Source organism: Polaromonas sp. P1_A2 (assembly GCF_056406895.1).
In genome coordinates this window covers 319,239-343,057 of sequence record NZ_JBFTZI010000002.1, presented here as the reverse complement: position 1 = coordinate 343,057, position 23,819 = coordinate 319,239, and the positions used below count along the sequence as shown (strand labels likewise).

Sequence of the window (23,819 nt, the reverse complement as noted above, 5' to 3'; positions counted from 1 at the left end):
TTAAGCGGCCTTGGCGGCTGCGACCTGGGCGGCGACTTCGGCGGCGAAATCGTCGACCTTCTTCTCGATGCCTTCGCCCACCACGTACAGCGTGAAGGACTTGATCGTGGTCGCTTTTTCCTTGAGCATCTGCTCGACGGTCTGCTTGTCGTTCTTGACGAAAGTCTGGTTGTACAGGCTGACTTCCTTCAGGTATTTTTGCACGCCGCCTTCGATACGCTTTGCAACAATTTCAGCGGATTGCACGGGCTTGCCTTCGGCCTGGGCCTTGGCGGCATCTTCAGCGGCCTTGGCAGCGGCCACCGAGCGCTCTTTGGCAACCAGTTCGGCGGGAACTTCGGCGCTGGACAGCGACACGGGCTTCATCGCAGCCACATGCATGGCGACGTCCTTGGCGGCGGCTTCGTCGCCTTCAAACTCCACCACCACGCCAATGCGCGTGCCGTGCAGGTAAGAAGCCAGCTTGCTGCCGCTAAAACGCTTGAAGCGGCGCACGCTCATGTTTTCGCCGATCTTGCCGATCAGGCCCTTGCGCACGTCTTCGACCGTGGGGCCGAAACCGTCCAGCGACAGGGGCATGGCGCCCACGGCTTCCACGTCGGCTGGGTTGTTCTTGACGATGCCTTCGACCACGCCTTTGGTGAAAGCCAGGAAGCTGTCGTTCTTGGTCACGAAGTCAGTTTCGCAGTTGACTTCAACCAGCGCGCCCACATCGCCTTCGCGATGCGCAGCCACCACGCCTTCGGCGGTGACGCGGGAAGCGGCCTTGCCGGCCTTGCTGCCGAGCTTGACGCGCAGGATTTCTTCGGCTTTCTCGAAATTGCCTTCGGCCTCGGTCAGCGCCTTCTTGCACTCCATCATCGGGGCGTCGGTCTTGGCGCGCAGTTCAGCGACCATGCTTGCAGTAATTGCCATTTTGATTCTCCGTTTATCGTGTTCACGGGGACGGGCCGACAGGGCCCACCCCTTCTTGATGTTTAAGTTGTGAAAAAGGGGCTACGCGAGCCCCTTTTTCGCGTCTGGCGCAGAGCCGAAAACTATCAGGCTGCGTTGTCCACTTCCACGAACTCGTCCGAGCTCTCGGCGGAAACCGCCTTGACAACGTCGTTCACGGCGTTGGCGCGGCCTTCCAGGATCGCGTCGGCGATGCCGCGGGCATACAGCGCCACAGCCTTGGAGGAGTCATCGTTGCCGGGGATCACGTAATCGATGCCGATGGGCGAGTGGTTGGAGTCAACCACGCCGATCAGGGGGATGCCGAGCTTCTTGGCTTCCAGAATCGCGATTTTGTGGAAACCCACGTCGATCACGAAGATGGCGTCCGGCAGGGCGTTCATGTCCTGGATGCCGCCGATGTCCTTTTCAAGCTTTTCGATTTCGCGCTTGAAGGTCAGCTGTTCTTTTTTGCTGATGGACTCGAGGCCGGCTTCCTGCTGGGCCTTCATCTCTTTCAGGCGCTTGATCGAGGTCTTGACCGTCTTGAAGTTGGTCAGCATGCCGCCCAGCCAGCGCTGGTCAACATAGGGAACGCCGGCGCGCTTGGCTTCGGTGGCGACGATTTCGCGGGCCTGGCGCTTGGTGCCCACCATCAGGATGGTGCCGCGGTTGGCGGACAGCTGCTTGGCGAACTTCATCGCCTCCTGGTACATCGGCAGCGATTTTTCCAGGTTGATGATGTGAATACGGTTGCGATGGCCGAAGATGTAGGGGGCCATCTTGGGGTCCCAGAAGCGGGTTTGGTGTCCGAAATGAACGCCTGCTTCCAGCATTTCGCGCATAGTGGTCGACATAAAAATACTCCAAAAGGTTGTGTCTAAAATCAGCGCTTATCGCCCTTGTCGGGACAACACCTTGGGTGGCTGATTTGCGATTTGCATTGCAAACAACAAAATCGTCATTTGCAAAGCCTGTCGAGTATAACATCCCTCCGCCCTCCTCTCCTGAGCCCCCTCCCATCCCATGAGCCAGCCCCCCTTCCCCGGCGACCTCCATGCCGCCCGCTTGGCACTCCAGGAAGGCCATGTGCAAACCACGGACATCCTGGCGCAGGCCGCCCTGGCCGCGCAGAGCGAGGCCTGCCGCCATGTTTTTATGCCCGGTTCGCCGGCAAACCCGGCTGAAACGCTCAAAAACACGCCCTCCGGCGATGCCGGACTGGCGCTTGCCGGGATTCCGGTGTCCATCAAGGACCTGTTCGACGTGGCCGGCCAGGTCACCGCCGCCGGCTCCAACGTGCTGGCGCAAGCCGCCCCGGCCCAGGCCGACTGCCCCGCGGTGGCCCGGCTCAGGGCCGCCGGCGCGGCACTGGTGGGCCGCACCAATATGGTCGAGTTCGCCTTTTCGGGCGTGGGCATCAACCCGCATTACGGAACGCCCGCCAATCCGGCCGACCCGGCCACGGCGCGCATCCCGGGCGGTTCTTCGTCAGGCGCGGCGGTGTCGGTGGCCACCGGCGCCGCCCTGGTAGGCCTGGGCTCGGACACGGGCGGCTCCATCCGCATTCCCGCGGCGCTGTGCGGCATCGTCGGCTTCAAAAGCACGGCCCGCCTGGTGCCGACCGCGGGCGCCCTGCCGCTGTCGACCAGCCTGGACACCGTGAGCGCCCTGACGCGCTCGGTGCGCGATGCCATCACCGTGCACGAGGTGCTGGCGGCGCGCCAGGTCGGGCTGACCGGCAAGCCCCTGTCCGGATACCGACTGGCCGTGGCCGGCACGCTGATGCAGGACGCGCTGAGCCGCACGGTGGCCCAGGCCTTTGAGCGCAGCCTGCAGGTCTTGCGCGAGGCCGGCGCGAAGATCGTGGAAATCCCGCTCGGGGAAATCACCGAGCTGGCGGCCATCAACGCCACCGGCGGCCTGTCGGCGGCCGAAAGCTACGCCTGGCACCGCAAGCTGATCGCCGAGCGCCAGGCCGGCTACGACCCGCGTGTCGCGCTGCGCATACTGCGCGGCGCCGGCATGAGCGCGGCCGACTACATCGACCTGCTGGCGGCGCGCAAGGACTGGATAGGCCGCATGGAAGCGCGCCTGGACGGCTTTGACGCCGTGTTGTCGCCCACCGTGCCTCTGGTCGCGCCACCCATCGCCGGTTTGCTGAACGACGACACCGAGTTTTTCAGGGTCAACGGCCTTTTGCTGCGCAACACCTCGGTGGTTAACATGCTCGACGGCTGCGCGATTTCCCTGCCCTGCCACACGCCCGGCCAGTTGCCCGTGGGCCTGATGCTGTGGCATGCGGCCCTGCATGACGACGTGGTGCTGGACCTGGCCCTGCAAGTGGAAACCGCCCTGGCGCAGTCGCTACAACAATAACCGCCGCAAACCCCTCTTCCCTCCTGATCGGGCTCGCGGCCTGCTCATCCATAAAAAAAACAATGCACCACAAGATTTCCCGCCCCAAACGCCCCGCATCCACGCCATGCCGTCGCGGAGCTTTCGCATGAGGATCGCCGTCATTGGCGCCGGCATCATCGGCATCACCACCGCCTACGAACTGGCATTGGACGGCCACGAGGTCACGGTGTTCGAACGCCGCGGCGCGGCGGCCGAGGAAACCAGCTTTGCCAACGCCGGCCTGGTCGCGCCCGGTTACGTCACGCCCTGGGCCGCGCCCGGCATGCCGCGCAAGGTCCTCAGCCACCTGTTCAGCCGCCACGCCCCGGTCAAGCTCGGCTTGCCGCTGTCGGCCGGCGAACTCGCGTGGATGTGGCAGTGGTTTCGCGCCTGCAAGCTGGACACCTACCTGGCCAACCGCGCCCGCATGCAGCGCCTGGCTTTTTACAGCCGCGAAAGGCTGCACCACCTGACGGCCGAGCTCCAGCTCGAATACGACGGCAGCCCCGGCTACATGGTGCTGCTGCGTTCCGAAAAAGACAGCAAGCTGGTGCAACCCGGCCTGGCGGTGCTGCGCGACGCGGGCGTGGCCTTCAAGGAAATCGGCCCCGAGGAGGTCCTCAAGATCGAGCCGGCCCTGAACCCCGACACACCCTTCCTGGGCGCCGTGCACCTGCCCAACGACGAGGTCGCCAATTGCCGGCAGTTCGCGCTGCTGCTGAAGAACGAGGCCCAGCGCCTGGGCGTGAATTTTGAGTTCAACACCACGGTGGCCCGGCTGGAGCAGGCGCAACCCGCCAGCCTGGCCATCGTCGGTGAAAGCACGCCGCGCGGCTTCGACCGAGTGGTCATGTGCGCGGGCCTGGCCTCGGCGCAGCTCCTGCGGCCGCTGGGCCTGAAGATCCCGATGGCAGCGGTCTACGGTTACTCCATCAGCGCGCCGATTCGCGAACCCCTGAACGCGCCGCGCAGCGCGCTGATGGATGAGCGCTACAAAGTTGCGATTTCGCGCATGGGCAACCGCGTGCGCGTGGCCGGCAGCGCCGAAATCGGCGGATCGCTGGACAACAAGCGCGCCGCCTCGCTGCAAACCCTTTACAAGGTTCTGCACGACTGGTTTCCCGGCGCGGCCCAGCTCTCCAACACCGGCTCCAGCGTGCAGGAATGGAAAGGCGCGCGCCCCATGCTGCCCGACGGGCCGCCCGTCATCGGCGACAGCGGCATCCCCGGCCTCTGGCTCAACCTGGGCCATGGCTCCAGCGGCTGGGCGCTCAGCTGCGGCAGCGCGCGCGCGCTGGCCGACCTCATGGCCGGCAAAAACACCGACATCGACATGGAAGGCCTGGGCGTCGCGCGCCTGGCTTGAACCCGGCCCGTCGGGCTTTTTGCGCCCGCGGCCGCACAATCGGGCCATGCGAAAAATTTCCAGTGCCCTCAGCGAGCCGCTTCACGGCGTGGCGGCCACCCGCAAATTTGAACGGCTGGCCGCCACCGGCCTGCCGCCGCACACGCTGATGCAGCGAGCCGGCCTGTCGGTCGCGCGCCTGGCGCTGGCCCTGGCGCCGCACGCGCGGCGTATCTGGGTCGCCTGCGGCCCCGGCAACAACGGCGGCGACGGCTTCGAGGCCGCCATGCACCTGCACCGCTGGGGCAAAAACGTGACCCTGACCTGGACCGGCCTGCCACCCGGAAAAACCGGCCAGCCGCCCGATGCCCAGGCCTCGCGCGGACGGGCCCTGGCCGCCGGCGTGCCCATGGCCGCGCAGCCGCCCGAGGACTTCGATTTCTGCATAGACGCGCTACTAGGCATAGGCGGCACGCTGGACCCGGCCCGGACGGGTTCGGCCTTGATGCGGGAATGGCTGGCGCGTATGCAGGCCGGTACCGCCCCACGGCTCGCGGTGGACCTGCCGACCGGCCTGGACGCCGACACCGGGACTTTCAACGCCGGGCCCGCCATAGCCTCAGATGTCTTTACCTTGAGCCTTTTGACCCTGAAGCCGGGCCTGTTCACCGCGAACGGCCGCGACTATGCGGGCCAGGTGTGGTTTGACGACCTGGGCACGGCGACCGCCGGCGCGCCGGCGCCCAATGCCTGGCTGCTGGGCGCCGACCGGGCTTCGCGCGCGCCCAGGCATGCCAGCCCGCATGCCAGCCACAAAGGCAGCTTTGGCGACGTGGCGGTGCTGGGCGGGGAATCCACAACTCGCAGCCATATGGCGGGCGCCGCCCTGCTGGCCGCGCGGGCCGCGCTGCATGCGGGCGCGGGCCGTGTGTATGTGGCACTGCTCGGCAGCCCGGTGCTCAGCACGGATCCCCAGCAACCCGAATTGATGTTCCGCGCCCCGGAGGCGCTGGACCTGGCACGGCAGGTGGTGGTGTGCGGCTGCGGCGGCGGCGATGCCGTGCGCGCCGTGCTGCCCAAGGTGCTGTCGGCCGCGCCGCGGCTGGTGCTGGACGCCGACGCGCTCAACGCCATCGCCGGGGACACCCAGCTGCAGACCCAGCTCGCGGCCCGCCACCGCCGCGGCTATGCGACGGTGCTCACACCCCATCCGCTCGAAGCCGCCCGGTTGGCCGGGACCAGCGCCCAAGAAGTGCAAGCCAAGCGCCTGGTTCACGCCCGCCAGTTGGCCGAGCGCTTTCAGTGCGTCGTGGTGCTCAAGGGTTCAGGAACCGTGATCGCCGCGCCTGGACAGGCCAGCGCCATCAACAGCAGCGGCAATGCCCTTCTGGCCACGGCGGGCACGGGCGATGTGCTGGCCGGCATGCTGGGGGCCCGCATGGCCGGGGGATTGGAGGCTTTTGAAGCGGCATGCGGCGCCGTGTTCGTCCACGGCCGCCTGGCCGATGAATGGCCCGCCGGCGGGCAGGCGCTGACAGCGTCGGCGCTGGCCAACGCCTAGATCGCCAGGCCGCTAAACCAGGACCATCAAGGCAATCTGCAGCAGCACGATCAGCACCAGCGCCGAGATATCGACCCCACCCACGACGGGGATCACCCGGCGCAGCGGCGCCAGCACGGGCTCGGTGAGGCGGCCCAGCAAGGCGTAGGCCGGGGAGCCGGGCTGCACCCACGAAAGAATGGCAAAACCCAGCACCAGGATGAACAGGGTTTGCAACGCCACGCGCACCAGCATCTTGAGCGCAAAAGACAGCAGCGTCAGCAGGATCACGGGCGCCCACTCAAGCGCACCCAGCAGCAGCCCGAACAGCAGGGCCCACAGCAAGGCATAGGCCAGTGCCAGCACGGCGGCGGCGATCACGCTGGCCCAGTCCACCCGCGACTGCGCCAGCGACCTGGGCAATGCCCGGCGCAGCGGCTTGACCAGCCAATCAGTCAAGGCCATGACAAAGCTGCCCGGCTGGGCGCTCATGTTGACCCGGACCCAGTTCATCCAGGCGCGCAGCAGGGCCGCGGCAATCAGCAGGAAAAAAATGGTTTCAAGAAGAAACGACAGGATGCGGATCAGCATGCGCGGCCCGCCCTGCGCGAGAGAAGATGGGGAAAACAATCCATGGCTATTTCCTGGACTCCTAGCGGCGAGGCTTCTTGCCCTGCTTGCGCCCGGCGCTGCCGGCGGCCTTCTTGACGGCGGCCTTCAGCGCCTGGATGGGTGACTTGGGCGTGCGCTCGCTGCCGGCGCTGCGGCCCGAACTGCTGCCACGGCTGCCGGAGCGGGTTTCCGTGCGCTTGCCGGCCGTTTTTTTACCGGCCTTGCCGGTCCGGGGCTCGGCGGCATGGCGCGCGGCGCCGCGCTCCTGGGCCGGTAGTTCCGTGGCATGGCCGCCGGTCTTGTCCTTCATGGCGCGGCCGACCAGGTCCTGGCCTTCATTCACCAGCCGGAAGTCGATCTTGCGGCCGTCCAGGTCCACCCGGCTGACCTGCACCCTCACCCGCGTGCCGATGGCGTAGCGGATGCCGGTGCGCTCGCCGCGCAGTTCCTGGCGTGCTTCATCGAAGCGGAAGTATTCGCCGCCCAGCTCGGTGATATGCACCAGGCCCTCGACGTACATCGCGTCCAGCGTGACGAAGATGCCGAAGCCGGTGGCCGCCGTGACGACACCGCCGAACTCCTCGCCCAGGTGTTCGCGCATGTATTTGCACTTGAGCCAGGCCTCGACGTCGCGGCTGGCTTCGTCGGCACGGCGCTCATTGGCGCTGCAATGCAGGCCGGCGGCCTGCCAGGCGAGTTCGTCGGCGCTGGCTTTTTTGGGCTTTTGCGTGGGTTCCTTGACGCGCGAGGCCAGCCGCTTGGACAGCTTGGCCTCGGCCTCGCCCGGGGTGGGCAGGGTCGGCAACTGGTATTTGGCCTTGTTGAGCACCGCCTTGATGACACGGTGCACCAGCAAATCGGGGTAGCGCCGGATCGGGCTGGTGAAGTGCGTATAGGCCTCGTAAGCCAGGCCGAAGTGGCCGCTGTTCATGGGCGTGTAGATGGCCTGCTGCATGGAGCGCAGCAGCATGGAGTGGATTTGCTGCGCGTCCGGCCTGTCCTTGGTGGCCAGCGCGATGCGCTGGAACTCGCCGGGCTCCGGGTCGTCGCCGATGGTCATGCCGACGCCGGCAGCCTTCAGGTAGTTGCGCAGCATCTCCTTCTTCTCGGGCGTCGGGCCTTCGTGCACGCGGTACAGGCCCACGTGCTTGCTCTGCGAGATGAAGTCGGCCGAGCAGACGTTGGCGGCCAGCATGGCCTCCTCGATCAGGCGGTGGGCCACGTTGCGGGTACGGGGCACGATTTTTTCAATGCGCCCCGCTTCATCGCAGACGATTTGCGTTTCGGTGGTTTCAAAGTCCACCGCGCCGCGCACACCGCGCTCCTTGAGCAAGGCCTGGTAAACGTCATGCAGGTCAAGCAAGTGCGGCACCAGCGCCTTGCGCTGCGCGGCTTCGGGGCCGCGTGTGTTGGCCAGGATGGCGGCGACCTCGGTGTAGGTGAAGCGCGCATGGCTGAACATCACCGCCGGGTAGAACTGGTAGGCGTGGACCTCGCCCTTGGCGTTGACCAGCATGTCGCAGACCATGCACAGGCGCTCGACGTTGGGGTTGAGCGAGCACAGGCCGTTGGAGAGTTTCTCCGGCAGCATGGGAATCACGCGGCGCGGGAAGTACACGCTGGTGGCGCGGTCATAAGCGTCGATGTCGATGGCGCTGCCGGTTTCCACATAGTGGCTCACGTCGGCAATCGCCACCAGCAGGCGCCAGCCCTTGCCGCGGCCGACCTTGGCCGGCTCGCAATACACGGCATCGTCAAAGTCGCGGGCGTCTTCGCCGTCTATGGTGACCAAGGGCACGTCGGTCAGGTCGATGCGGTGCTTTTTGTCGGCGGGCCGCACGGCATCCGGCAAGGCGCGGGCCAAGGCGAGCGCCTCGTCGCTGAATTCATGCGGCACACCGTATTTGCGCACCGCGATTTCGATTTCCATGCCGGGGTCGTCGATCTCGCCCAGCACTTCCTTGACGCGGCCCACGGGCTGGCCGAACAGCGCCGGCGGCTCGGTGAGTTGCACCACCACCACCTGGCCGGCCTTGGCCGTGCCGGTGGCACCCTTGGGGATCAGCACGTCCTGGCCGTAGCGCTTGTCTTCGGGCGCGACCAGCCAGACGCCGCTTTCCTGCAACAGGCGGCCGATGATGGGGTTGGAGGAGCGCTCGATGATCTCGGTCACGCGGCCCTCGGGCCGGTTTTTGCGGTCATGCCGCACGATGCGCGCCTTGACGCGATCCTTGTGCAGCACCGCGCGCATTTCATTGGGCGGCAGGTAAATATCGGCCTCGCCGTCGTCGCGCAATACGAAACCATGGCCGTCGCGGTGGCCGGAAACGGTGCCCTCGAATTCAGCGAGCAGACCGGAGGAATGGGCGGACGATCCGCCCGTATGGGAATGAGTTGTTTTGATAAAAAGTCTCTTTTTGTTGGGGCTGCTGGTTTTGAGTATGCAGCCGAAATATTTCAGGAAAATTTGTGGGCCGGGGCCTCAGAATGCGTTCAAGTAATGGTACACTGCTAGCTGTGCCCGGGTGGCGGAATTGGTAGACGCGCACGGTTCAGGTCCGTGTATCGCAAGATGTGGAGATTCGAGTTCTCTCCCGGGCACCAGATACACCAAACAGCTTTGCCAGACTCTGAAACGAGCTCTGGAAGAAAGCAAGATTAAAGCCACTGTGACCCAGTGGCTTTTTTTGTTTCCGGGCCCCGCCTTGCAGCCCGGTTTCTCGTGAGTCGGCTCAAACAGGCACGGCCACCAGGTCGTGGCCCTGGGTTCCGACGATGCGGGCCCGGGTGAATTCGCCCACTTTCAGCGTCTTGCTGATTTTTTCGGGCGGTAGCAGCTTGACCACGCCGTCGATCTCGGGTGCATCGGCATAAGAACGTCCGATACCACCCTTTCGGCCCATCGCGGGCGCAGAGTCCACAAGCACCTGCATGGTCGCGCCTATGCGCTGCTGCAGCTTCTGGCTGGACACCGCCTCCGCCACGGCCATGAAACGGGCGCGCCGCTCTTCACGCAATTCCATGGGCAGCATGCCCGGAATGTCGTTGGCCGTGGCGCCTTCCACGGCGCTGTAGGCAAAGCATCCCGCACGGTCGATTTTGGCTTCGCGCATGAAATCAAGCAGGTGCTCGAACTCAGCCTCGGTCTCACCGGGAAAACCGGCGATAAAAGTGCTGCGGATCACGATCTCGGGGCAGATTTCGCGCCAGCGCGCAATGCGCTCGAGGTTTTTCTCGCCGCTGGCCGGCCGCTTCATGCGCTTGAGCACATCCGGATGGCTGTGCTGCAGCGGAACGTCCAGGTACGGCAACACCTTGCCGGTGGCCATCAGCGGCAGCACCTCATCCACACTGGGGTATGGATAGACGTAATGCAAGCGCACCCAGGCGCCATAGGGCTCGGCGATCTCGCCCAGCGCCTGCACCAGCTCCAGCATGCGCGTCTTGACGGGTTTGCCGTCCCAGAAACCGGTGCGGTATTTCACGTCCACGCCGTAAGCCGAGGTGTCCTGGCTGATCACCAGCAATTCCTTGACGCCGCCCTCAAACAGTGCACGCGCCTCGTTGAGCACGTCGCCTATGGGCCGCGACACCAGGTCGCCGCGCATCGAAGGGATGATGCAGAAGGTGCAGCGGTGGTTGCAGCCTTCGCTGATTTTCAGGTAGGCGTAGTGCCGGGGCGTGAGCTTGATGCCCGCAACACCGAAAGCGTTGGGAACCAGGTCCACAAAAGGATCGTGCGGTTTGGGCAAATTCAGGTGCACCGCATCCATGACTTCCTGCGTGGCGTGCGGGCCGGTCACGGCCAGCACGCTGGGGTGCATCTGGCGCACCAGGTTGCCGCCGTCCTCGCCGGCCTTGGCGCCCAGGCAGCCGGTGACGATGACCCGGCCGTTCTCGGCCAGCGCCTCGCCTATGGTGTCCAGGCTTTCCTTGACCGCATCGTCGATAAAGCCGCAGGTGTTGACGATGACCAGGTCCGCGCCTTCAAAGGTCTTGGAGGTCTGGTAGCCCTCGGCACTCAGCTGCGTGAGGATCAGCTCGGAATCGGTCAGGGCTTTGGGGCAGCCCAGGCTGACAAAACCGACGCGGGGCGCGGCCTTGGCGTTGGCAGGGGCGGAGGGGGAAATTACGTCGCTCATGGGGTCTATTGTCTCAGGGTAAGCGTCAGGGCGAACCGTGAACCCCGGATGGCCTTCAACGGCCTGTATTCGCGCGGGCACAAGGCCCCGCGTTCAGTTCACTTTTTCAAGCCAAAAGCTTGCAGCATCTGCTCGCTCTGCTTTTGCATCTGCTCTTGCATCTGCGTGAAAACGTTCTTGGATTGCTCCACATAGGTGCCCATCATGCCCTGCATCATGGGCGACTGCGCATTCATGAACTGCGCCCACATTTCAGGTGTCAGCCCCTTGGACTGCTCGGCCATCTTGACCTGCAGGTCCATGAAGCTCTGGACATTTTTCTCCAGGTAGGCGCCCATGAAGCCCTGCATCGCGTTGCCGTAAAAACGGATGATGTTGGCCAGTACGGCCTCGGTGAACATGGGCGCGCCGCCGGTCTCTTCCTCGAGAATGATCTGCAGCAGGATGCTGCGCGTCAGGTCTTCGTTGGTCTTGGCATCGCGCACCACAAAATCGGCGCTCTCCATCACCAGTTGCCGCACTTCGGTGAGCGTGATGTAGGTCGAGGTCTCGGTGTCGTAGAGCCGCCGGTTCGGGTACTTCTTGATCACGCGGGACGCCGCAGCCTTGCCGGCAGCCCGGGCGCTTCTGGCGCCGGAATTGCCGTCGGCAGCCGCATCGCCCTGTGAAGGCGGAAGGCCGGATGCCGGGCTGGTGGATTTGCTTTTTGGCACTGATTTCTCCTCTGAATGACGGCCAGCGACCAAGCGCCGGGGTTCAATACATTCTAGGAATTCTGATGTACACAATCCCCTTGGTTTACCCTGTGTGATGGGCCCGCATCATGGATGCGAAGGCCTGGACAGGAACCGTTTCGAGGGAATTGGTAGGCGCGATTGGACTCGAACCAACGACCCCCACCATGTCAAGGTGGTGCTCTAACCAGCTGAGCTACGCGCCTAAGGACTGTTCGAAGCTAGCAGTATAGCACGTAAATTTGGCCCCCACGGTCGCGCACTTCGTGTCGCTCCCGAGGCCTTGCAGGCCGCGGCTCGCGAGACGCTTCGCCTCTGTCCAAGCCTGCGCAGGCAGGCTTGGAGCCGCGGGCTCCAGCCCCTCGGGGGCCGCTGCGCCTGCGGCCCGGCGAAGCCGGTTCCGCGGCTCATGCTGGTGAAAACAGATTCCCAACGCAACTCGCAACTCAGCGCCTGCGCGCGGAGCGCACGCCCGGCACCTCGGCGACGACGGCCAGCACCTGGTTGAGGCGGCCTGATTGCGCCACTTCCACGGTGAAAGTCATCCAGGCCGTGCCGCCGCGGTTGTCTTTCACCGACTGCGTCTGCACGCCGATCACGTTCATCTTTTCCTTGGCGAAGACTTCGGAAATATCGCGCAGCAGGCCCTGCCGGTCGGCCGCCTCGACGGCGACGTCCACCGGGTAGACCGCGCCGTCGGGTGTCTTGGGCGAATTCCATTGCACCTCGATCACACGGTCCGGGCTGCCGGCGGCCATGTTGCGGAAGTTGCTGCAGTCGCTGCGGTGAATGCTGACGCCCTTGCCCTTGGTGACAAAGCCGAGGATCTCGTCGGGCGGCGCGGGCTTGCAGCATTTGGCCAGCTGCGTGAGCAGGGATCCCATGCCGACAACCAGCACACCGCCCGCCGCCTTCTTGGCGTTCGGGTTGGGTGCCCGGGCTTTTTTTGCCAGCACGTAATCGTCCTGGCTCAGGACCGGTTCGGGCGGCCTGAGCATGTTCTCTATCGTGCGCAGCGACAACTCGTCCTTGCCCACCACCTCAAACAAATCATCCGCCGCCTTGAAGCCGAGCTGCGCCGCCAGGTCGTCCAGCTTCATCGCCGTCTTGCCTTCGCGCTGCAGCAGTTTTTCCACGGCCTCGCGGCCCCTGGCCACGGTCTGTTCCATGGCCAACGCGTTGAACCAGGCACGCACCTTGGACTTCGCACGATGGCTGCTCAGAAAACCGAGTTCAGGGTTGAGCCAGTCGCGCGAGGGCCCTCCCTCCTTGACGGTGATCACCTCCACGGTCTGGCCGTTTTGCAGCGGTGTGTTCAGCGGCACCATGACACCGTCGATGCGCGCGCCGCGGCAGCGGTGGCCCAGGCTGGTGTGCACGCTGTAGGCAAAGTCCACCGTGGTCGCGCCCTGCGGCAGCTCCACGATGGCGGCATCAGGCGTCAGCACGTAGATACGGTCCTCAAACAAGCCCTGCTTGTCGTCGCGCGCGCGCTGGGCCGCCGGGCCTGAGAGGTCGCGCTCCCAGGCCAGCAGTTGCCGCAGCACGGCGATCTTGGCGTCGTACTCGCTGCTGGCCGAAACGCCGCCGTAGCCCTTGGTGCCGGCCTCCTTGTAAGCCCAGTGCGCCGCCACGCCGTGCTCGGCATGGTCGTGCATGGCCTGGGTGCGCACCTGGATTTCCACCGCCCTGCCCGCCTCGTCGCGCACCACGGTGTGCAGCGACTGGTAGCCGTTGCTCTTGGGCTTGGCGATGTAGTCGTCGAACTCGCCGTCCACCGGCGTGAAGCGCGAATGGACGTAGCCGAGCGCCGCATAGCAGCCCTTCACATCGGCGGCGATCACGCGCAGCGCGCGTATGTCAAAGACCTGCTCGAAGTCCAGCGACTTGCCGCGCATTTTTTTCACGATGCTGTAGATGTGCTTGGGCCGGCCCTGCACCAGCGCGGCAATGCCGTTCTGGTTGAGTTCGCGCTCCAGCTGCGCGCGCAGGGCTTCCATAAAGCCTTCGCGCTCCACCCGCTTTTCGTCGAGCAGGCGTGCCGTCTGCTTGTAGGTTTCCGGCTCCAGGAAACGGAAGGCCAGGTCTTCCATCTCCCATTTGATCTGCCAGATGCCCAGGCGGTTGGCCAGCGGCGCAAAAACATGCAACGACTCGTAGGCCAGCGGCAGCGGCGCGGTCTGGCGCGTCGCGGCATAGTGGCGCAGGGTCTGCAGGCGGGACGCCAGGCGCAGCATCACCACCCGCAGGTCGCGCGAAAACGCCAGCAGCATCTTGCGCACGTTTTCGGTCTGCGCGGCCGGGTCGTCCAGCAGCTGGGCTTTCGCATTCGCCGAACGTGCCTGGCGCTGCACCTGGACCAGCTTGGTGGTCTCCATCGCCAACGCGGCATAGTTGGCGCCGAAGGCCTTGGTGATCACTTCCTGCGGCTTGTTCAAATGCTGGCAGGCATAGACCAGGTAGCTGGCCGCCTGCATGGCTTCGGAGCCGCCTATGGTCTTCAGGATGGCCGCCACCGCGTCGGCATGGGCGAGGATGTTTTCACCCGTGTCATGCGTTTCGCTGGCGATCAGGGGCTCGGCGAACGCGCGGGCGCGGGCCAGCGCATGCGGCTGGTCGGGCAGGCTGTCGGCCGTGGCGGTCACGATGGAGGCATTCGCCCCCTGGGAGGCTGTCGGGCCACCGGGCCCGACCACGTTGCTTTTCATGAAACTTCAGTCAAATGGTTGCGCGGCCTCAGCCCAGCAAAAAGCCCGTCACGGCGGCGAGCTGGTCGGGCGCGATCAGCGTGGGCGCATGTCCCACGCCTTCGAATTCCACTACGCGGGCACGCGGCCCGCGCTGCGTCATGGCCAGGGCTGTCTGCGGGCTCAGCAGGTCGGATTGCCGGCCCCGTATCACCAGGGTTTCGGCCTTGATATTGTCGTAGAGCTGCCAGAGCATGGCCTCGCCCTGGCGCGCGGATTCCTCGGTTTCCTGCTTGAAGGGTACGGCGATGGCCGGGTCGTAGTGCAGGCGCCACTTGGCATCGGCGGCTTCGGAGACGCGCCTGAGCATGGGGCGCGACAGCGCCAGCCACTGCTCGGGCGTGTGCGGGCCGAAGCTCTGGGAGATCGCCCACATCGCATCGGCCGCTTCCTGCACCGAGCCGAAGTGGCCGGCCTGGCCCAGGTAGGTGCCTATGCGCACAATCGCCTGCCACTCGATGGCCGGCCCCACGTCATTGAGCACCAGCCGGCGCACCGGCACCGGCAAGGGCAGGTTGGGCGTTCCACACACCGCCACGCCGATCAGTCCACCCATGCTGGTACCCACCCAGTCCAGCGAGGCTGCCGGCGCCTGGGCGTGCAACTGGCCCAGCATCGCCAGCATGTCGCCCGCATAGGTGCGCAGCTGGTAGCCCATGGGGTCCTTGAGCCAGTCGCTTTCACCGCGGCCCACCACATCGGGGCAGACCACGCGCACATCGGCCTGCCCGGACAGCGCCCGCGCCAGCACGTCAAAATCGCGCCCCTGGCGCGACAGGCCGTGCACACAGACGATCAGGTGCGCACTGTCCGGCCGGCCCCACTGCCAGTAAGCCATGCGGTGGCCGCCGCCGGCATCGGGGCAGTTTACGTAGTTCAGCGTAGGTTGGGTCATGGTGCGGCGGTTCAATTCAAAGGCTTGATAATTGCTTGAGAAATCAGCCCGGCGCCAGGTGCACGGCGCGAGGTTCGGGATCCCAGTTCAACCATCGTAAATCATCCGGAGAAACAATATGCTCAAAGGTAAAACAGCCCTCGTCACCGGCTCGACCAGCGGGATAGGCCTGGGCATCGCCAAAGCGCTGGCGGCGCAGGGCGCCAACATCGTGATCAACGGCTTCGGCGACGTGGATGGCCCCAAGGCCGAAGTGGAAGCGCTGGGCGCGCGCGTGGCCTACCACGGCGCCGACATGAGCAAGGTCGCCGACATCGAGGACATGATGCGTTACGCCGCCGCGCAGTTCGGCCAGGTCGACATTCTCGTCAACAACGCCGGCATCCAGCACGTGGCGCGCGTCGAGAACTTCCCGGTCGAGCGCTGGGACGCCGTGATCGCCATCAACCTGAGCAGCGCCTTCCATGCCACCCGCCTGGCCCTGCCCGCCATGCTGGCGGCCAACGGCGGCAAGGGCTGGGGCCGCATCATCAACGTGGCCTCGGTCCACGGCCTGGTCGGCTCGGCCGAAAAATCCGCCTACGTAGCCGCCAAGCACGGCATCGTGGGCCTGACCAAAGTCACCGCACTCGAAAACGCCACCACGGGCGTCACCTGCAACGCCATCTGCCCCGGCTGGGTGCTCACGCCCCTGGTGCAAAAACAGGTGGACGCCAAGGCCGCCGCCGGCAACATCAGCAACGAGGCGGCCACCAAACAACTGCTGGGCGAAAAAGAACCCTCGATGCAGTTCACCACGCCCGAAGAACTGGGCGCGCTGGCGGTGTTTTTCTGCTCACCGGCCGGCAACAATGTGCGCGGCGTGGCCTGGAACATGGACGGCGGCTGGGCGGCGCAGTAAGCGGCTTTACAGCATCCGGCTCACGTAATCACCGATCGCCAGCGAACTCGTGAGCCCCGGCGATTCAATGCCGAAGAGGTTGACCAGGCCCGCCACGCCGTGATCGCGGGGCCCCTGGATGAGAAAGTCCTTGGCGGCCTCATGGGGCGCCTGGATCTTGGGCCGTATACCGGCATACCCCGGCGTCAGCGCCCCATCGGCGAGCGCCGGCCAGTACTTGCGCACCTCGGCGTAAAAAGCCTCGCCCCGCGCCGGGTCCACCACCAGGTCGTCGGGCGAATCCACCCACTGCACATCGGGGCCGAACTTGGCCTGGCCGCCCATGTCCACCGTCAGGTGCACGCCCAGGCCGGCGGCCTCGGGCACGGGGTAGATCAGGCGGTTGAACGGTGAGCGCCCGGGCAGCGTGAAGTAGTTGCCCTTGGCGTAGTGGCTGGGCGGCACATGCTGCGGGGATAAGCCGGAAAAGCGCCCGGCCAGTTGCTGGGCCTGCAGGCCCGCGGCGTTGACGACGGTGGTGGCTTCAAGCGCCGTACCGTCTTGCGCTGTGAGATGGATGGCACCCTGCAGGCATTCCGCCCGGGCCAGCGGTGAATTGAGCGCAACCAGCCCGCCCGCGTTCTCGAGGTCGCCCTGCAGCGCCAGCATCAGGCCGTGGCTGTCGACGATGCCGGTGCTGGGTGAATGCAGTGCGGCCACACATTCGAGCTGCGGCTCCAGCGCACGCGCTTCTTCGCGCGTCAGCAGCACCAGGTCGTTCACCCCGTTGGCCTCGGCTTTGTCGCGTATGCCCTGCAGCTGCGCGACCTGCGCCTGGCTGGTCGCCACAATCAGTTTGCCGCAGCGCCTGTGGCCTATGCCGCGTTCGGCGCAGTAGGCATACAGCAGTTCCTTGCCTTCCACGCACAGCCGGGCTTTGAGCGAGCCTTGCGGGTAATAGATGCCGGCGTGTATCACCTCGCTGTTGCGCGAGCTGGTGCCCGTGCCTATCGCATCGGCGGCCTCCAGCACCATGACCTCCCTGCCCCGCAACGCCAACGCACGCGCCACGGCCAGGCCCACCACACCCGCACCTATCACCACACAATCGACTTTGTCCATCAGCGGCCTTCAAAACCTTCAATGACGTTGACCGCATTGGTGCCCAGTTCGGCAGCCGCGTAGCCGCCTTCGAGCACAAACACCGTGGGCAGGCCCAGCTTGCCCAGGCGTTCGCCGAGGCGGATGAAGTCGTCCGGCTGCAGCGCGAATTTGGAGATCGGGTCCCCGGCAAAGGTGTCCAGCCCCAGCGACACCACCAGCGCGTGCGGCTTGAAGCCGGCGATGCGCAGGCAGGCCGCTTCCAGCGCCTCGAACCAGCGCGCCGCCGTGCAGCCCGCCGGCAGCGGCAGATTCAGGTTAAAGCCCGCGCCCTCGCCCGTGCCGGTCTCGTCGGCATGGCCCAGGTAAAACGGGTACTCGGTCATGGGGTCGCCATGCAGGCTCACAAACAGTACGTCGGCACGGTCGTAAAAAATGCTTTGGGTGCCGTTGCCGTGGTGGTAATCCACGTCCAGCACCGCCACGCGCGCCGCGCCGCCATCGCGCAATGCCTGGGCGGCCACGGCAGCGTTGTTCAAAAAGCAATAGCCGCCCATGAAGTCTGGCCCCGCGTGGTGCCCGGGCGGGCGGCTGCAGCAGAACACGGCGCGCTCGCCTGCCGTGAGCAAAGCCGCGGCGCTGGCGGCGGCATCCGCGCCGGCCTTGGCGGCCTGCCAGGTGCCGGCCGACAGCGGCGTGCCGTTGTCCATCGAATACAAGCCCAGCCGCGCGGTGAAGTTGAGCGGCTCCACGTCGCTGCGCAGCGAGCGCACCGGCCATACCGAGGGAAAGGGCTGGCGCTGTTCGTTGCCGGCTTCCAGTTGCACCCAGTCGCGCCAGGCATGCTCCAGAAACGCGAGGTAGCGGGCGCTGTGCACCTGGGCCAGCACCGCGCGGCTGTCGGCATCCGGCGTCTGCAGCACATGGCCGCGTTCGCTCAAACGGGCTTTGACATATTCGGCGCGCGCCGGTGTTTCAAAACAGGGCACACGCTCGCCGCGGAAAAATTCGTGCTGCGGGGCATGGGCATGGTGGCTGTCGCTGAAAAAGGTAAGCATGGCGGCGGGTTTTGGGCAAAAAATGCGGACGGCGGCCCGCGGGCTTTCACATTGCGCGGGGGTCGGTTTTAAGCAGCCGCTCGACCAGCGAGTGCAAACTGGCCTTGAGCGATTCGGCGCCGGGTGTCAGCGCGAAGCTGCTTTCATCCATGTACAGCTTGCGGTTGATTTCGAGCTGGATGCTGTGCCGGTGTTCGGCGGGCCGGCTGTAGCGGCGAACCAGTTCCACGCCCTTGTAGGGGTGGTTGTAGGCCACGCTGTAGCCGCGCGCCTTCAGGTGTTCGCACACCAGCCTGGACAAGGCCTTGCTGGCCGTCGTGCCTTCGCGGTCGCCCACCACGAAGTCGGCATGCGCCTCGCCCGGAAAATCCGTGGCGCTGCTGGAGGCCACCGCGGGCATGGAATGGCAGTTGATGTGGATGCTGTAGCCGTGCGCCTCATGGGCGGCGTCAATCGCGCGCGCAACGGCCGCGTGGTAGGGCTTCCAGCACTGCTCTATGCGCGCCTGGATTTCCGCCACGCCCAGCTTGCGGTCGTACAGCGGCACGCCTTCATCCGTGGTGCGCCAGATCAGGCCCTTGCCCAGGCGCACCTTGGACAATATTTTGGGGTCGGTCTCCACCGGTCCGGGCCAGGGCCCGTCCAGCAGGCTTACGTCCATTTCCGTGGTGTTGCGGTTGGCGTCGAGGTAGCTGCGCGGAAAGTGCGCCTCCACCCAATGCACGCCCAGCGCGGGGGCAAAGTCGTAGAGTTTTTCGACATGGGTGTCTTCGGCACTGCGCAGCACGGCGAGTTCGCAGGCGTGCCGGAAATCCGCCGGATAGACCGTTCCGCTGTGGGGAGAATCCAGGACCAGCGCTGTGCTTCCGGGCAGGTAGGTAATGAGCGGCATGCCCTGACTTTAGCACCGCAAAAATCGGCTCAGAAGCCCCGCATTGCGCCGCGCCACTGCGTCCTGCTGTGCGCAAACTCCGCGGGCAAACTTCCGCTTGTCCTACAGGGATTTAACTTTTGCACCCACAAAAGTGCACCCGGGCGCATCTTAAATTTCACGACGGAAATCAACAACTTGCGGCCGTTTTGCCACAAGCGTGACGCCGCCCATTCATCCATTGAAATCCATTGAAGGAAGCACCATGCCATCTTTGACAAAAACCTTTTCCGCCACCTTACTGGCCGCGGCCGCGCTGGCGGCCGCCACCGGCGCGCAAGCCCAGAGCAGCTCGAGCTCCAGCACCGGCATGTCGAGCAGCAGCAACTATTCCTTTTATGCGCCGGGCTCGCGCTATTTCGGCCTGAACGTGGGCCAGTCGGACTTCTCGCTGCCCAGCGGTGCCGGCGGTTTCCCGTCTGACAACAAGGACACCTCGTACAACCTCTACGGCGGCAGCTACTTCAACAACAACTTCGGCCTGGAACTGGGCTACACCGATTTCGGCAAGGCCAACCGCGGCGGCGGGCAGACCGAAGCGCAAGGCATCAGCCTGAGCCTGGTCGGACGCCTGCCGCTGAGCAACTCCTTCAACCTGCTGGGCAAGCTGGGAACGACCTACGGGCACACCCGCGTGTCCGCCTCGCCGGCTTCCGGCCTGGCCTCCGGCAGCGACAACAACTGGGGCGTGTCTTACGGCATAGGCGCCGAATGGGCTTTTACCCCGGCCCTGTCGGCCGTGCTGGCATGGGACGAACATAACCTGAAGTTCGTCGGCACCGGCAAGGAACGCGTCAGCACCACCAGCCTGGGCCTGCGCTACCGCTTCTGACCGGCCTTGACGCAAGCGCGCTTGCCGCGCCCGTCGCCACCCGCCCGCCCGCATGCCCGCCCAGGCTGCGGGCTTTTTCACATCTCGACCGGAATCCCGGCCGGATTTGCGGGCCCTGCAGGCGCCAGCATTTCCTGCAACAGCCAGGTGCCGGCGCGGCCCAGGGAACGCTGGCGCGACCACACGGCATCGACGGGCACGCGCCGCGGCCAGCCGCGCGCGTCGAGCTCGCTGAGCTTGCCGGTGGCAAAACGCGTCACCATCCAGCGCGGAATCGCCGCCCAGCCAAAACCCAGCACCGCCATTTCCATCAGCATGAGGTAGCTGGGCGCCGACCAAGCGCGGCGCGACTGGGGCAGGCCCTGGGCGCCCTGCTCTCCCTCTATATATGTATCGAGCCGCAATTCCCTGAAGCCGGCCAGCAGCTCGGGCGTGATGTCCTTCATGCCGGCCAGCGGGTGGCCTGTGGCCACAAACAGCGTGATTTCAGACTGCTCGGCAATGGTGGCCGAGCCGATGTCCGGCGGGTAGGCGTTTTGCGCGGCCACCACGCCTATGTGCGCCCGCCCGGTCTGCACCAGCGAGACCAGGTCGCCGTGCTCGGCAATCAGGCATTCGAACTCAAGGTCCGGAAAGCGCTGCTCGAACGCCAGCAGCATTTCCTCAAACCGGTCGGACTGGTAGGTGTCGGACCAGACCACGCTGAGCTTGGGCTCCATGCCGCCGCCCAGCTGGCTGGCGGCGCGGTCCAGCCGGTCGCTGGCCGCCAGGATTTCCTGCACCTTGCCCAGCATGACCCTGCCGTGCTCCGTCAGGGCCGGCTTGCGGCTGCTGCGGTCAAACAGCGTGATGCCCAGGTCAATTTCCAGGTTGGCGATGGCACTGCTGACGGTGGACTGGCTTTTGCCCAGCTTGCGCGCCGCGGCCGAAAACGAGCCCAGGGTGGCAGCCTCGGCAAAAGCGGTCAGGGCTTCCGGGGAGTGGCGCATAGGACGGCTTTATATCTATTTTTACGATAGTTATTGATTTTAATGTATTCGAAATAACGATGAAAATACCCTCATGGCCACCCAGCATCCATGCTGATGGGGCCCGAACAGTCAGAAAGTGAAGTGCATCGTGAGTCTGCAGAAATCCCTCAAAGAACGTTTTTTCCACGCCCTCGGGTTTGAAGTCCTGGCCATCGCCATCTGCGCGCCCCTGGGCGCCTGGCTGCTCGGCTATTCGCTGGCGCACATGGGCCTGCTGACCCTGATGGTCTCTCTCATGGCCATGAGCTGGAATATGCTGTTCAACGCCCTGTTCGACCGGGCGCAGCGCCGCATGGGTTTTGAACGCACCCTGGCGGCGCGTGCCGTGCATGCCGTGCTGTTTGAAATCGGCCTGATCATGGCGGTGGTGCCGCTGGCCGCCTGGTGGCTGGACATAGGCCTGTGGGAAGCCTTTGTGCTGGACATCGCGATCGTGCTGTTTTTCCTGCCCTACACCTTCGGCTTCAACTGGGCATACGACCACCTGCGCGCCAAGGTCGTCGCCCGCCATCGCCGCCGCAAGCAGCAAGCCTGCGCCTCGGCGGCCTGAGCGGTCCGGGGCGGTCCTGGCCGCCCCGTTTCATCACTTCATCTGCACCGAACCCGACACATTGACCAGCACCGTGCTCTTGCCGGCCTCCACCGGAACGCCGGCATCGGCCATTTCAGCCTTGGCCATCGCCATCATGCGGGGGCGCGGCGGGCTACCCTGGTCGTTGGCGTTGATGGAGACCTCGCGCAGGCTGTAGCTGGAAAAGCCGAAGCCGCGCGCGATTTCACCGGCCTTGGCCTTGAAGCGCTCTATCGCCTGGGCCTGGGCCTCGCCCTCGACTTTGGCGCGCTGCTCACGGCTCAGGGCAAAACTCACGTTGCTCATGGTGAGGGTCTGGATCTTGCCCGCCGTGCCGGTGATGCGCGGAAAGTCCTTGCCTTCCAGCACCAGCTCGGTCGAACCCTGCCAGCCGTTGATCTTGCCGTCCTTGCCGTAGCGCGGGTAGAGGCTGAAATTGCCGGTGCGCACGTCCATCTGGCCCGGCGCGGCCGCCTGCTTGGCTTGCGTGAGCGCGCTGTCCAGGGCCTGCTTGAGCTGGCTCTGCACGACGCCGGCGTCGCTGCCGTCGCGCGTGGTGCTCAGGGAAATTGACAGCAGGTCTTGCTGCACCTCGACGGAACCGCTGGCCGACAGCTGGGCCACGTTCTGCAGGGTTTCATGCTGCAGGGTCTGGGCCATGGCGCTGGAGGCCAGCGCGGCGCCGGCAAACAGGGCGCATGCGGCGATCAGGGTGGGAGTTCGCATCAGAAAAACCTTTCGAGGGGTGTTCTCAGCGCTGGGCTGAAAAAGAGAAAAAACCCATAAACATCCGTCAGGGCTGGCGCGCTTTTTATGGCTTTTGCAAGTCATTCGGAGCCCCAAGGTGACGACGGCCTATGCCCGTTTTTGGGCTTGGCCGGTTTCTGTTTACGGCGGGTAACGCCCTGCAGCAACAGGTGCGCAGAAACGGCCGCCCATTTTTGCATGTGATTTCGCCTATGCCTGTAGGAGCATTGCGACAACAAGGCCTGCAGCCGCGCTCACAGTTGCACAGCGCCGCAACTTTTGTAACAGTGTGTCAAACCGACTGAAAAACGAGACATCTCGTGTTTTCAGCCTTCAAAATGGCTCTGTTACAAATTACCAGACGACTATGACCCAAGCCCAACCTAACGCCCGTGCCGACAAAATCCTGATCCTTGACGACGATGCCCGCATCCGCGACCTGTTGCGCCGCTACCTCGCCCAGGAGGGTTTCGAAGTCATCCTGGCCGAAGACAGCAAGGCCCTGAACCGCATCATGCTGCGGGACGCCGTCGACCTGATCGTCCTGGACCTGATGATGCCCGGCGAAGACGGCCTGTCCATCTGCCGCCGGCTGCGCGCGGCCAACGACCGCACCCCCATCATCATGCTGACCGCCAAGGGCGAAGACGTGGACCGCATCGTCGGCCTGGAAGTCGGCGCGGACGACTACCTCGCCAAGCCCTTCAATCCCCGCGAGCTGCTGGCCCGCATCCACGCCGTGCTGCGCCGCCGCCCCACCGCCGAAGTGCCCGGCGCGCCGTCCAGCGACCAGGAAGTCATCACCTTCGGCCCCTTCTCTTTCGACATGGGCCTGCGGACCCTGCACAAAAACGGCGAGGAACTGCCCCTGACCACCGGCGAGTTCGCCATGCTCAAGACCCTGGTGCGGCATCCGCGCCAGCCGCTGTCGCGCGAAAAGCTGGCGCAGCTGGCCCGCGGCCGCGAGTTCGAGCCTTTTGACCGCAGCCTGGACGTGCAGGTCTCGCGCCTGCGCAAGCTGATCGAAGTCGATGCGGCGGTGCCCCGCTACATCCAGACGGTCTGGGGCATAGGCTACGTGTTCGTGCCGGACGGCACTAACTAGCCCCCACGCTTTTCACTTCGCCTTCGGCTTCGTGTAATGCGCTGCCCCCCGAGGGGGCCGCCCGCCTGCAGTCCGGCAAAGCCGGCCCTGCGGCTCATGCTGGAAAAACTCCACATGACGTGCGCGTGCAACAGGCGGCTACAGCTTGTCTGCCGTGGCGCGAGCGTATCGTGCTAACGTCCATTTCCAGCCCGCCCACCCGGCACGTACCCACT

20 protein-coding genes and 2 tRNA genes are annotated in these 23,819 nt (G+C 65.2%); 8 read left to right on the top strand and 14 right to left on the bottom strand.

Annotated features, from left to right (window positions below):
• Positions 1–915 (bottom strand): translation elongation factor Ts, encoded by a 915-nt coding sequence (gene tsf, locus AC1D09_RS08520; protein WP_477662709.1) that lies wholly within the window; start codon positions 913–915, stop codon positions 1–3.
• A gap of 125 nt (positions 916–1,040) precedes the next feature.
• The gene (gene rpsB, locus AC1D09_RS08515) at positions 1,041–1,790 is read right to left on the bottom strand and encodes a 30S ribosomal protein S2 (protein WP_413329170.1); all 750 of its coding nucleotides are present in this window, start codon (positions 1,788–1,790) and stop codon (positions 1,041–1,043) included.
• A gap of 169 nt (positions 1,791–1,959) precedes the next feature.
• On the opposite strand from rpsB, the gene AC1D09_RS08510 reads away from it, so the two are divergent.
• From AC1D09_RS08510 to AC1D09_RS08500, 3 genes are all read left to right on the top strand, one after another.
• Complete coding sequence (locus tag AC1D09_RS08510; protein WP_477662708.1) at positions 1,960–3,312, top strand: amidase; 1,353 nt, start codon at positions 1,960–1,962, stop codon at positions 3,310–3,312.
• 127 nt (positions 3,313–3,439) lie between these two features.
• A complete protein-coding gene (locus tag AC1D09_RS08505) occupies positions 3,440–4,699 on the top strand; it encodes a D-amino acid dehydrogenase (protein ID WP_477662707.1) in 1,260 nt (419 codons plus the stop codon).
• A 46-nt stretch (positions 4,700–4,745) separates the two neighbouring features.
• Positions 4,746–6,239, top strand: coding sequence for an NAD(P)H-hydrate dehydratase (locus AC1D09_RS08500; RefSeq protein ID WP_477662706.1), 1,494 nt, complete (start codon positions 4,746–4,748; stop codon positions 6,237–6,239).
• 12 nt (positions 6,240–6,251) lie between these two features.
• On the opposite strand, the gene AC1D09_RS08495 is transcribed toward AC1D09_RS08500, so the two are convergent.
• Positions 6,252–6,809 carry a YggT family protein gene (locus AC1D09_RS08495; RefSeq protein WP_074579926.1) on the bottom strand — a complete coding sequence of 186 codons (558 nt, stop codon included), beginning with the start codon at positions 6,807–6,809 and terminating at the stop codon, positions 6,252–6,254.
• 61 nt (positions 6,810–6,870) lie between these two features.
• A complete protein-coding gene (gene rnr / locus AC1D09_RS08490) occupies positions 6,871–9,183 on the bottom strand; it encodes a ribonuclease R (protein ID WP_477662761.1) in 2,313 nt (770 codons plus the stop codon).
• A gap of 166 nt (positions 9,184–9,349) precedes the next feature.
• Here rnr and AC1D09_RS08485 point away from each other — a divergent pair.
• A tRNA-Leu gene (locus AC1D09_RS08485) sits at positions 9,350–9,434 on the top strand.
• Positions 9,435–9,562: 128 nt separating this feature from the next.
• Here the strand turns inward: AC1D09_RS08485 and rimO are convergent.
• From rimO to AC1D09_RS08460, 5 genes are all read right to left on the bottom strand, one after another.
• Entirely contained in the window at positions 9,563–10,972 is a 1,410-nt protein-coding gene (gene rimO / locus AC1D09_RS08480; RefSeq protein ID WP_477662705.1) for a 30S ribosomal protein S12 methylthiotransferase RimO, read from the bottom strand.
• A 98-nt stretch (positions 10,973–11,070) separates the two neighbouring features.
• Positions 11,071–11,562, bottom strand: a complete 492-nt coding sequence (phaR, locus tag AC1D09_RS08475) for a polyhydroxyalkanoate synthesis repressor PhaR (protein WP_051001938.1) — start codon at positions 11,560–11,562, stop codon at positions 11,071–11,073.
• A gap of 273 nt (positions 11,563–11,835) precedes the next feature.
• Positions 11,836–11,912: transfer RNA gene (locus tag AC1D09_RS08470), tRNA-Val, on the bottom strand.
• A gap of 240 nt (positions 11,913–12,152) precedes the next feature.
• Entirely contained in the window at positions 12,153–14,414 is a 2,262-nt protein-coding gene (locus tag AC1D09_RS08465) for a RelA/SpoT family protein (protein WP_477662704.1), read from the bottom strand.
• 28 nt (positions 14,415–14,442) lie between these two features.
• Entirely contained in the window at positions 14,443–15,348 is a 906-nt protein-coding gene (locus AC1D09_RS08460) for an alpha/beta fold hydrolase (protein WP_477662703.1), read from the bottom strand.
• Between the two features lie 118 nt (positions 15,349–15,466).
• On the opposite strand from AC1D09_RS08460, the gene AC1D09_RS08455 reads away from it, so the two are divergent.
• Positions 15,467–16,249: a 3-hydroxybutyrate dehydrogenase gene (locus AC1D09_RS08455; protein ID WP_436154227.1), complete on the top strand. Its 783-nt coding sequence runs from the start codon at positions 15,467–15,469 to the stop codon at positions 16,247–16,249.
• A 6-nt stretch (positions 16,250–16,255) separates the two neighbouring features.
• Here the strand turns inward: AC1D09_RS08455 and AC1D09_RS08450 are convergent, their stop codons facing one another.
• Genes AC1D09_RS08450 through AC1D09_RS08440 form a run of 3 tightly spaced genes read right to left on the bottom strand, consistent with a single transcriptional unit; the run spans position 16,256 to position 19,279 of the window.
• Positions 16,256–17,350, bottom strand: a complete 1,095-nt coding sequence (locus tag AC1D09_RS08450; protein ID WP_477662702.1) for an NAD(P)/FAD-dependent oxidoreductase — start codon at positions 17,348–17,350, stop codon at positions 16,256–16,258.
• Positions 17,350–18,387, bottom strand: coding sequence for a histone deacetylase family protein (locus AC1D09_RS08445; protein ID WP_477662701.1), 1,038 nt, complete (start codon positions 18,385–18,387; stop codon positions 17,350–17,352). Before AC1D09_RS08445 ends, AC1D09_RS08450 begins: the two co-directional genes overlap by 1 nt.
• Positions 18,388–18,433: 46 nt before the next feature.
• Entirely contained in the window at positions 18,434–19,279 is an 846-nt protein-coding gene (locus AC1D09_RS08440; RefSeq protein WP_477662700.1) for an N-formylglutamate amidohydrolase, read from the bottom strand.
• 244 nt (positions 19,280–19,523) lie between these two features.
• On the opposite strand from AC1D09_RS08440, the gene AC1D09_RS08435 reads away from it, so the two are divergent.
• Positions 19,524–20,150 carry an outer membrane beta-barrel protein gene (locus AC1D09_RS08435; protein WP_477662699.1) on the top strand — a complete coding sequence of 209 codons (627 nt, stop codon included), beginning with the start codon at positions 19,524–19,526 and terminating at the stop codon, positions 20,148–20,150.
• Positions 20,151–20,227: 77 nt separating this feature from the next.
• Here AC1D09_RS08435 and AC1D09_RS08430 read toward each other — a convergent pair whose 3' ends face one another.
• Positions 20,228–21,139, bottom strand: coding sequence for a LysR family transcriptional regulator (locus AC1D09_RS08430; protein ID WP_477662698.1), 912 nt, complete (start codon positions 21,137–21,139; stop codon positions 20,228–20,230).
• A 130-nt stretch (positions 21,140–21,269) separates the two neighbouring features.
• Between AC1D09_RS08430 and AC1D09_RS08425 the strand changes: the two genes are divergently transcribed.
• Positions 21,270–21,731, top strand: coding sequence for a multidrug/biocide efflux PACE transporter (locus AC1D09_RS08425; RefSeq protein WP_477662697.1), 462 nt, complete (start codon positions 21,270–21,272; stop codon positions 21,729–21,731).
• 33 nt (positions 21,732–21,764) lie between these two features.
• Here AC1D09_RS08425 and AC1D09_RS08420 read toward each other — a convergent pair whose 3' ends face one another.
• Complete coding sequence (locus AC1D09_RS08420; RefSeq protein WP_477662696.1) at positions 21,765–22,478, bottom strand: SIMPL domain-containing protein; 714 nt, start codon at positions 22,476–22,478, stop codon at positions 21,765–21,767.
• 388 nt (positions 22,479–22,866) lie between these two features.
• Here AC1D09_RS08420 and ompR point away from each other — a divergent pair, with 388 nt between their 5' ends.
• Positions 22,867–23,604 (top strand): osmolarity response regulator transcription factor OmpR, encoded by a 738-nt coding sequence (gene ompR / locus AC1D09_RS08415; RefSeq protein WP_007866319.1) that lies wholly within the window; start codon positions 22,867–22,869, stop codon positions 23,602–23,604.
• Positions 23,605–23,819 lie beyond the last annotated feature (215 nt).

Excerpts from the sequence above, each read along its gene's own strand:
- rimO (WP_477662705.1), bottom strand. The coding sequence starts at position 10,972 with ATGAGCGACGTAATTTCCCCCTCCGCCCCTGCCAACGCCAAGGCCGCG.
- AC1D09_RS08455 (WP_436154227.1), top strand. The coding sequence starts at position 15,467 with ATGCTCAAAGGTAAAACAGCCCTCGTCACCGGCTCGACCAGCGGGATA.
- ompR (WP_007866319.1), top strand. The coding sequence starts at position 22,867 with ATGACCCAAGCCCAACCTAACGCCCGTGCCGACAAAATCCTGATCCTT.
- rpsB (WP_413329170.1), bottom strand. The coding sequence starts at position 1,790 with ATGTCGACCACTATGCGCGAAATGCTGGAAGCAGGCGTTCATTTCGGA.
- AC1D09_RS08435 (WP_477662699.1), top strand. The coding sequence starts at position 19,524 with ATGCCATCTTTGACAAAAACCTTTTCCGCCACCTTACTGGCCGCGGCC.
- AC1D09_RS08420 (WP_477662696.1), bottom strand. The coding sequence starts at position 22,478 with ATGCGAACTCCCACCCTGATCGCCGCATGCGCCCTGTTTGCCGGCGCC.
- AC1D09_RS08510 (WP_477662708.1), top strand. The coding sequence starts at position 1,960 with ATGAGCCAGCCCCCCTTCCCCGGCGACCTCCATGCCGCCCGCTTGGCA.
- AC1D09_RS08450 (WP_477662702.1), bottom strand. The coding sequence starts at position 17,350 with ATGGACAAAGTCGATTGTGTGGTGATAGGTGCGGGTGTGGTGGGCCTG.
- tsf (WP_477662709.1), bottom strand. The coding sequence starts at position 915 with ATGGCAATTACTGCAAGCATGGTCGCTGAACTGCGCGCCAAGACCGAC.
- AC1D09_RS08495 (WP_074579926.1), bottom strand. The coding sequence starts at position 6,809 with ATGCTGATCCGCATCCTGTCGTTTCTTCTTGAAACCATTTTTTTCCTG.
- AC1D09_RS08505 (WP_477662707.1), top strand. The coding sequence starts at position 3,440 with ATGAGGATCGCCGTCATTGGCGCCGGCATCATCGGCATCACCACCGCC.
- AC1D09_RS08430 (WP_477662698.1), bottom strand. The coding sequence starts at position 21,139 with ATGCGCCACTCCCCGGAAGCCCTGACCGCTTTTGCCGAGGCTGCCACC.
- AC1D09_RS08460 (WP_477662703.1), bottom strand. The coding sequence starts at position 15,348 with ATGACCCAACCTACGCTGAACTACGTAAACTGCCCCGATGCCGGCGGC.
- AC1D09_RS08445 (WP_477662701.1), bottom strand. The coding sequence starts at position 18,387 with ATGCTTACCTTTTTCAGCGACAGCCACCATGCCCATGCCCCGCAGCAC.
- AC1D09_RS08465 (WP_477662704.1), bottom strand. The coding sequence starts at position 14,414 with ATGAAAAGCAACGTGGTCGGGCCCGGTGGCCCGACAGCCTCCCAGGGG.
- AC1D09_RS08500 (WP_477662706.1), top strand. The coding sequence starts at position 4,746 with ATGCGAAAAATTTCCAGTGCCCTCAGCGAGCCGCTTCACGGCGTGGCG.
- AC1D09_RS08440 (WP_477662700.1), bottom strand. The coding sequence starts at position 19,279 with ATGCCGCTCATTACCTACCTGCCCGGAAGCACAGCGCTGGTCCTGGAT.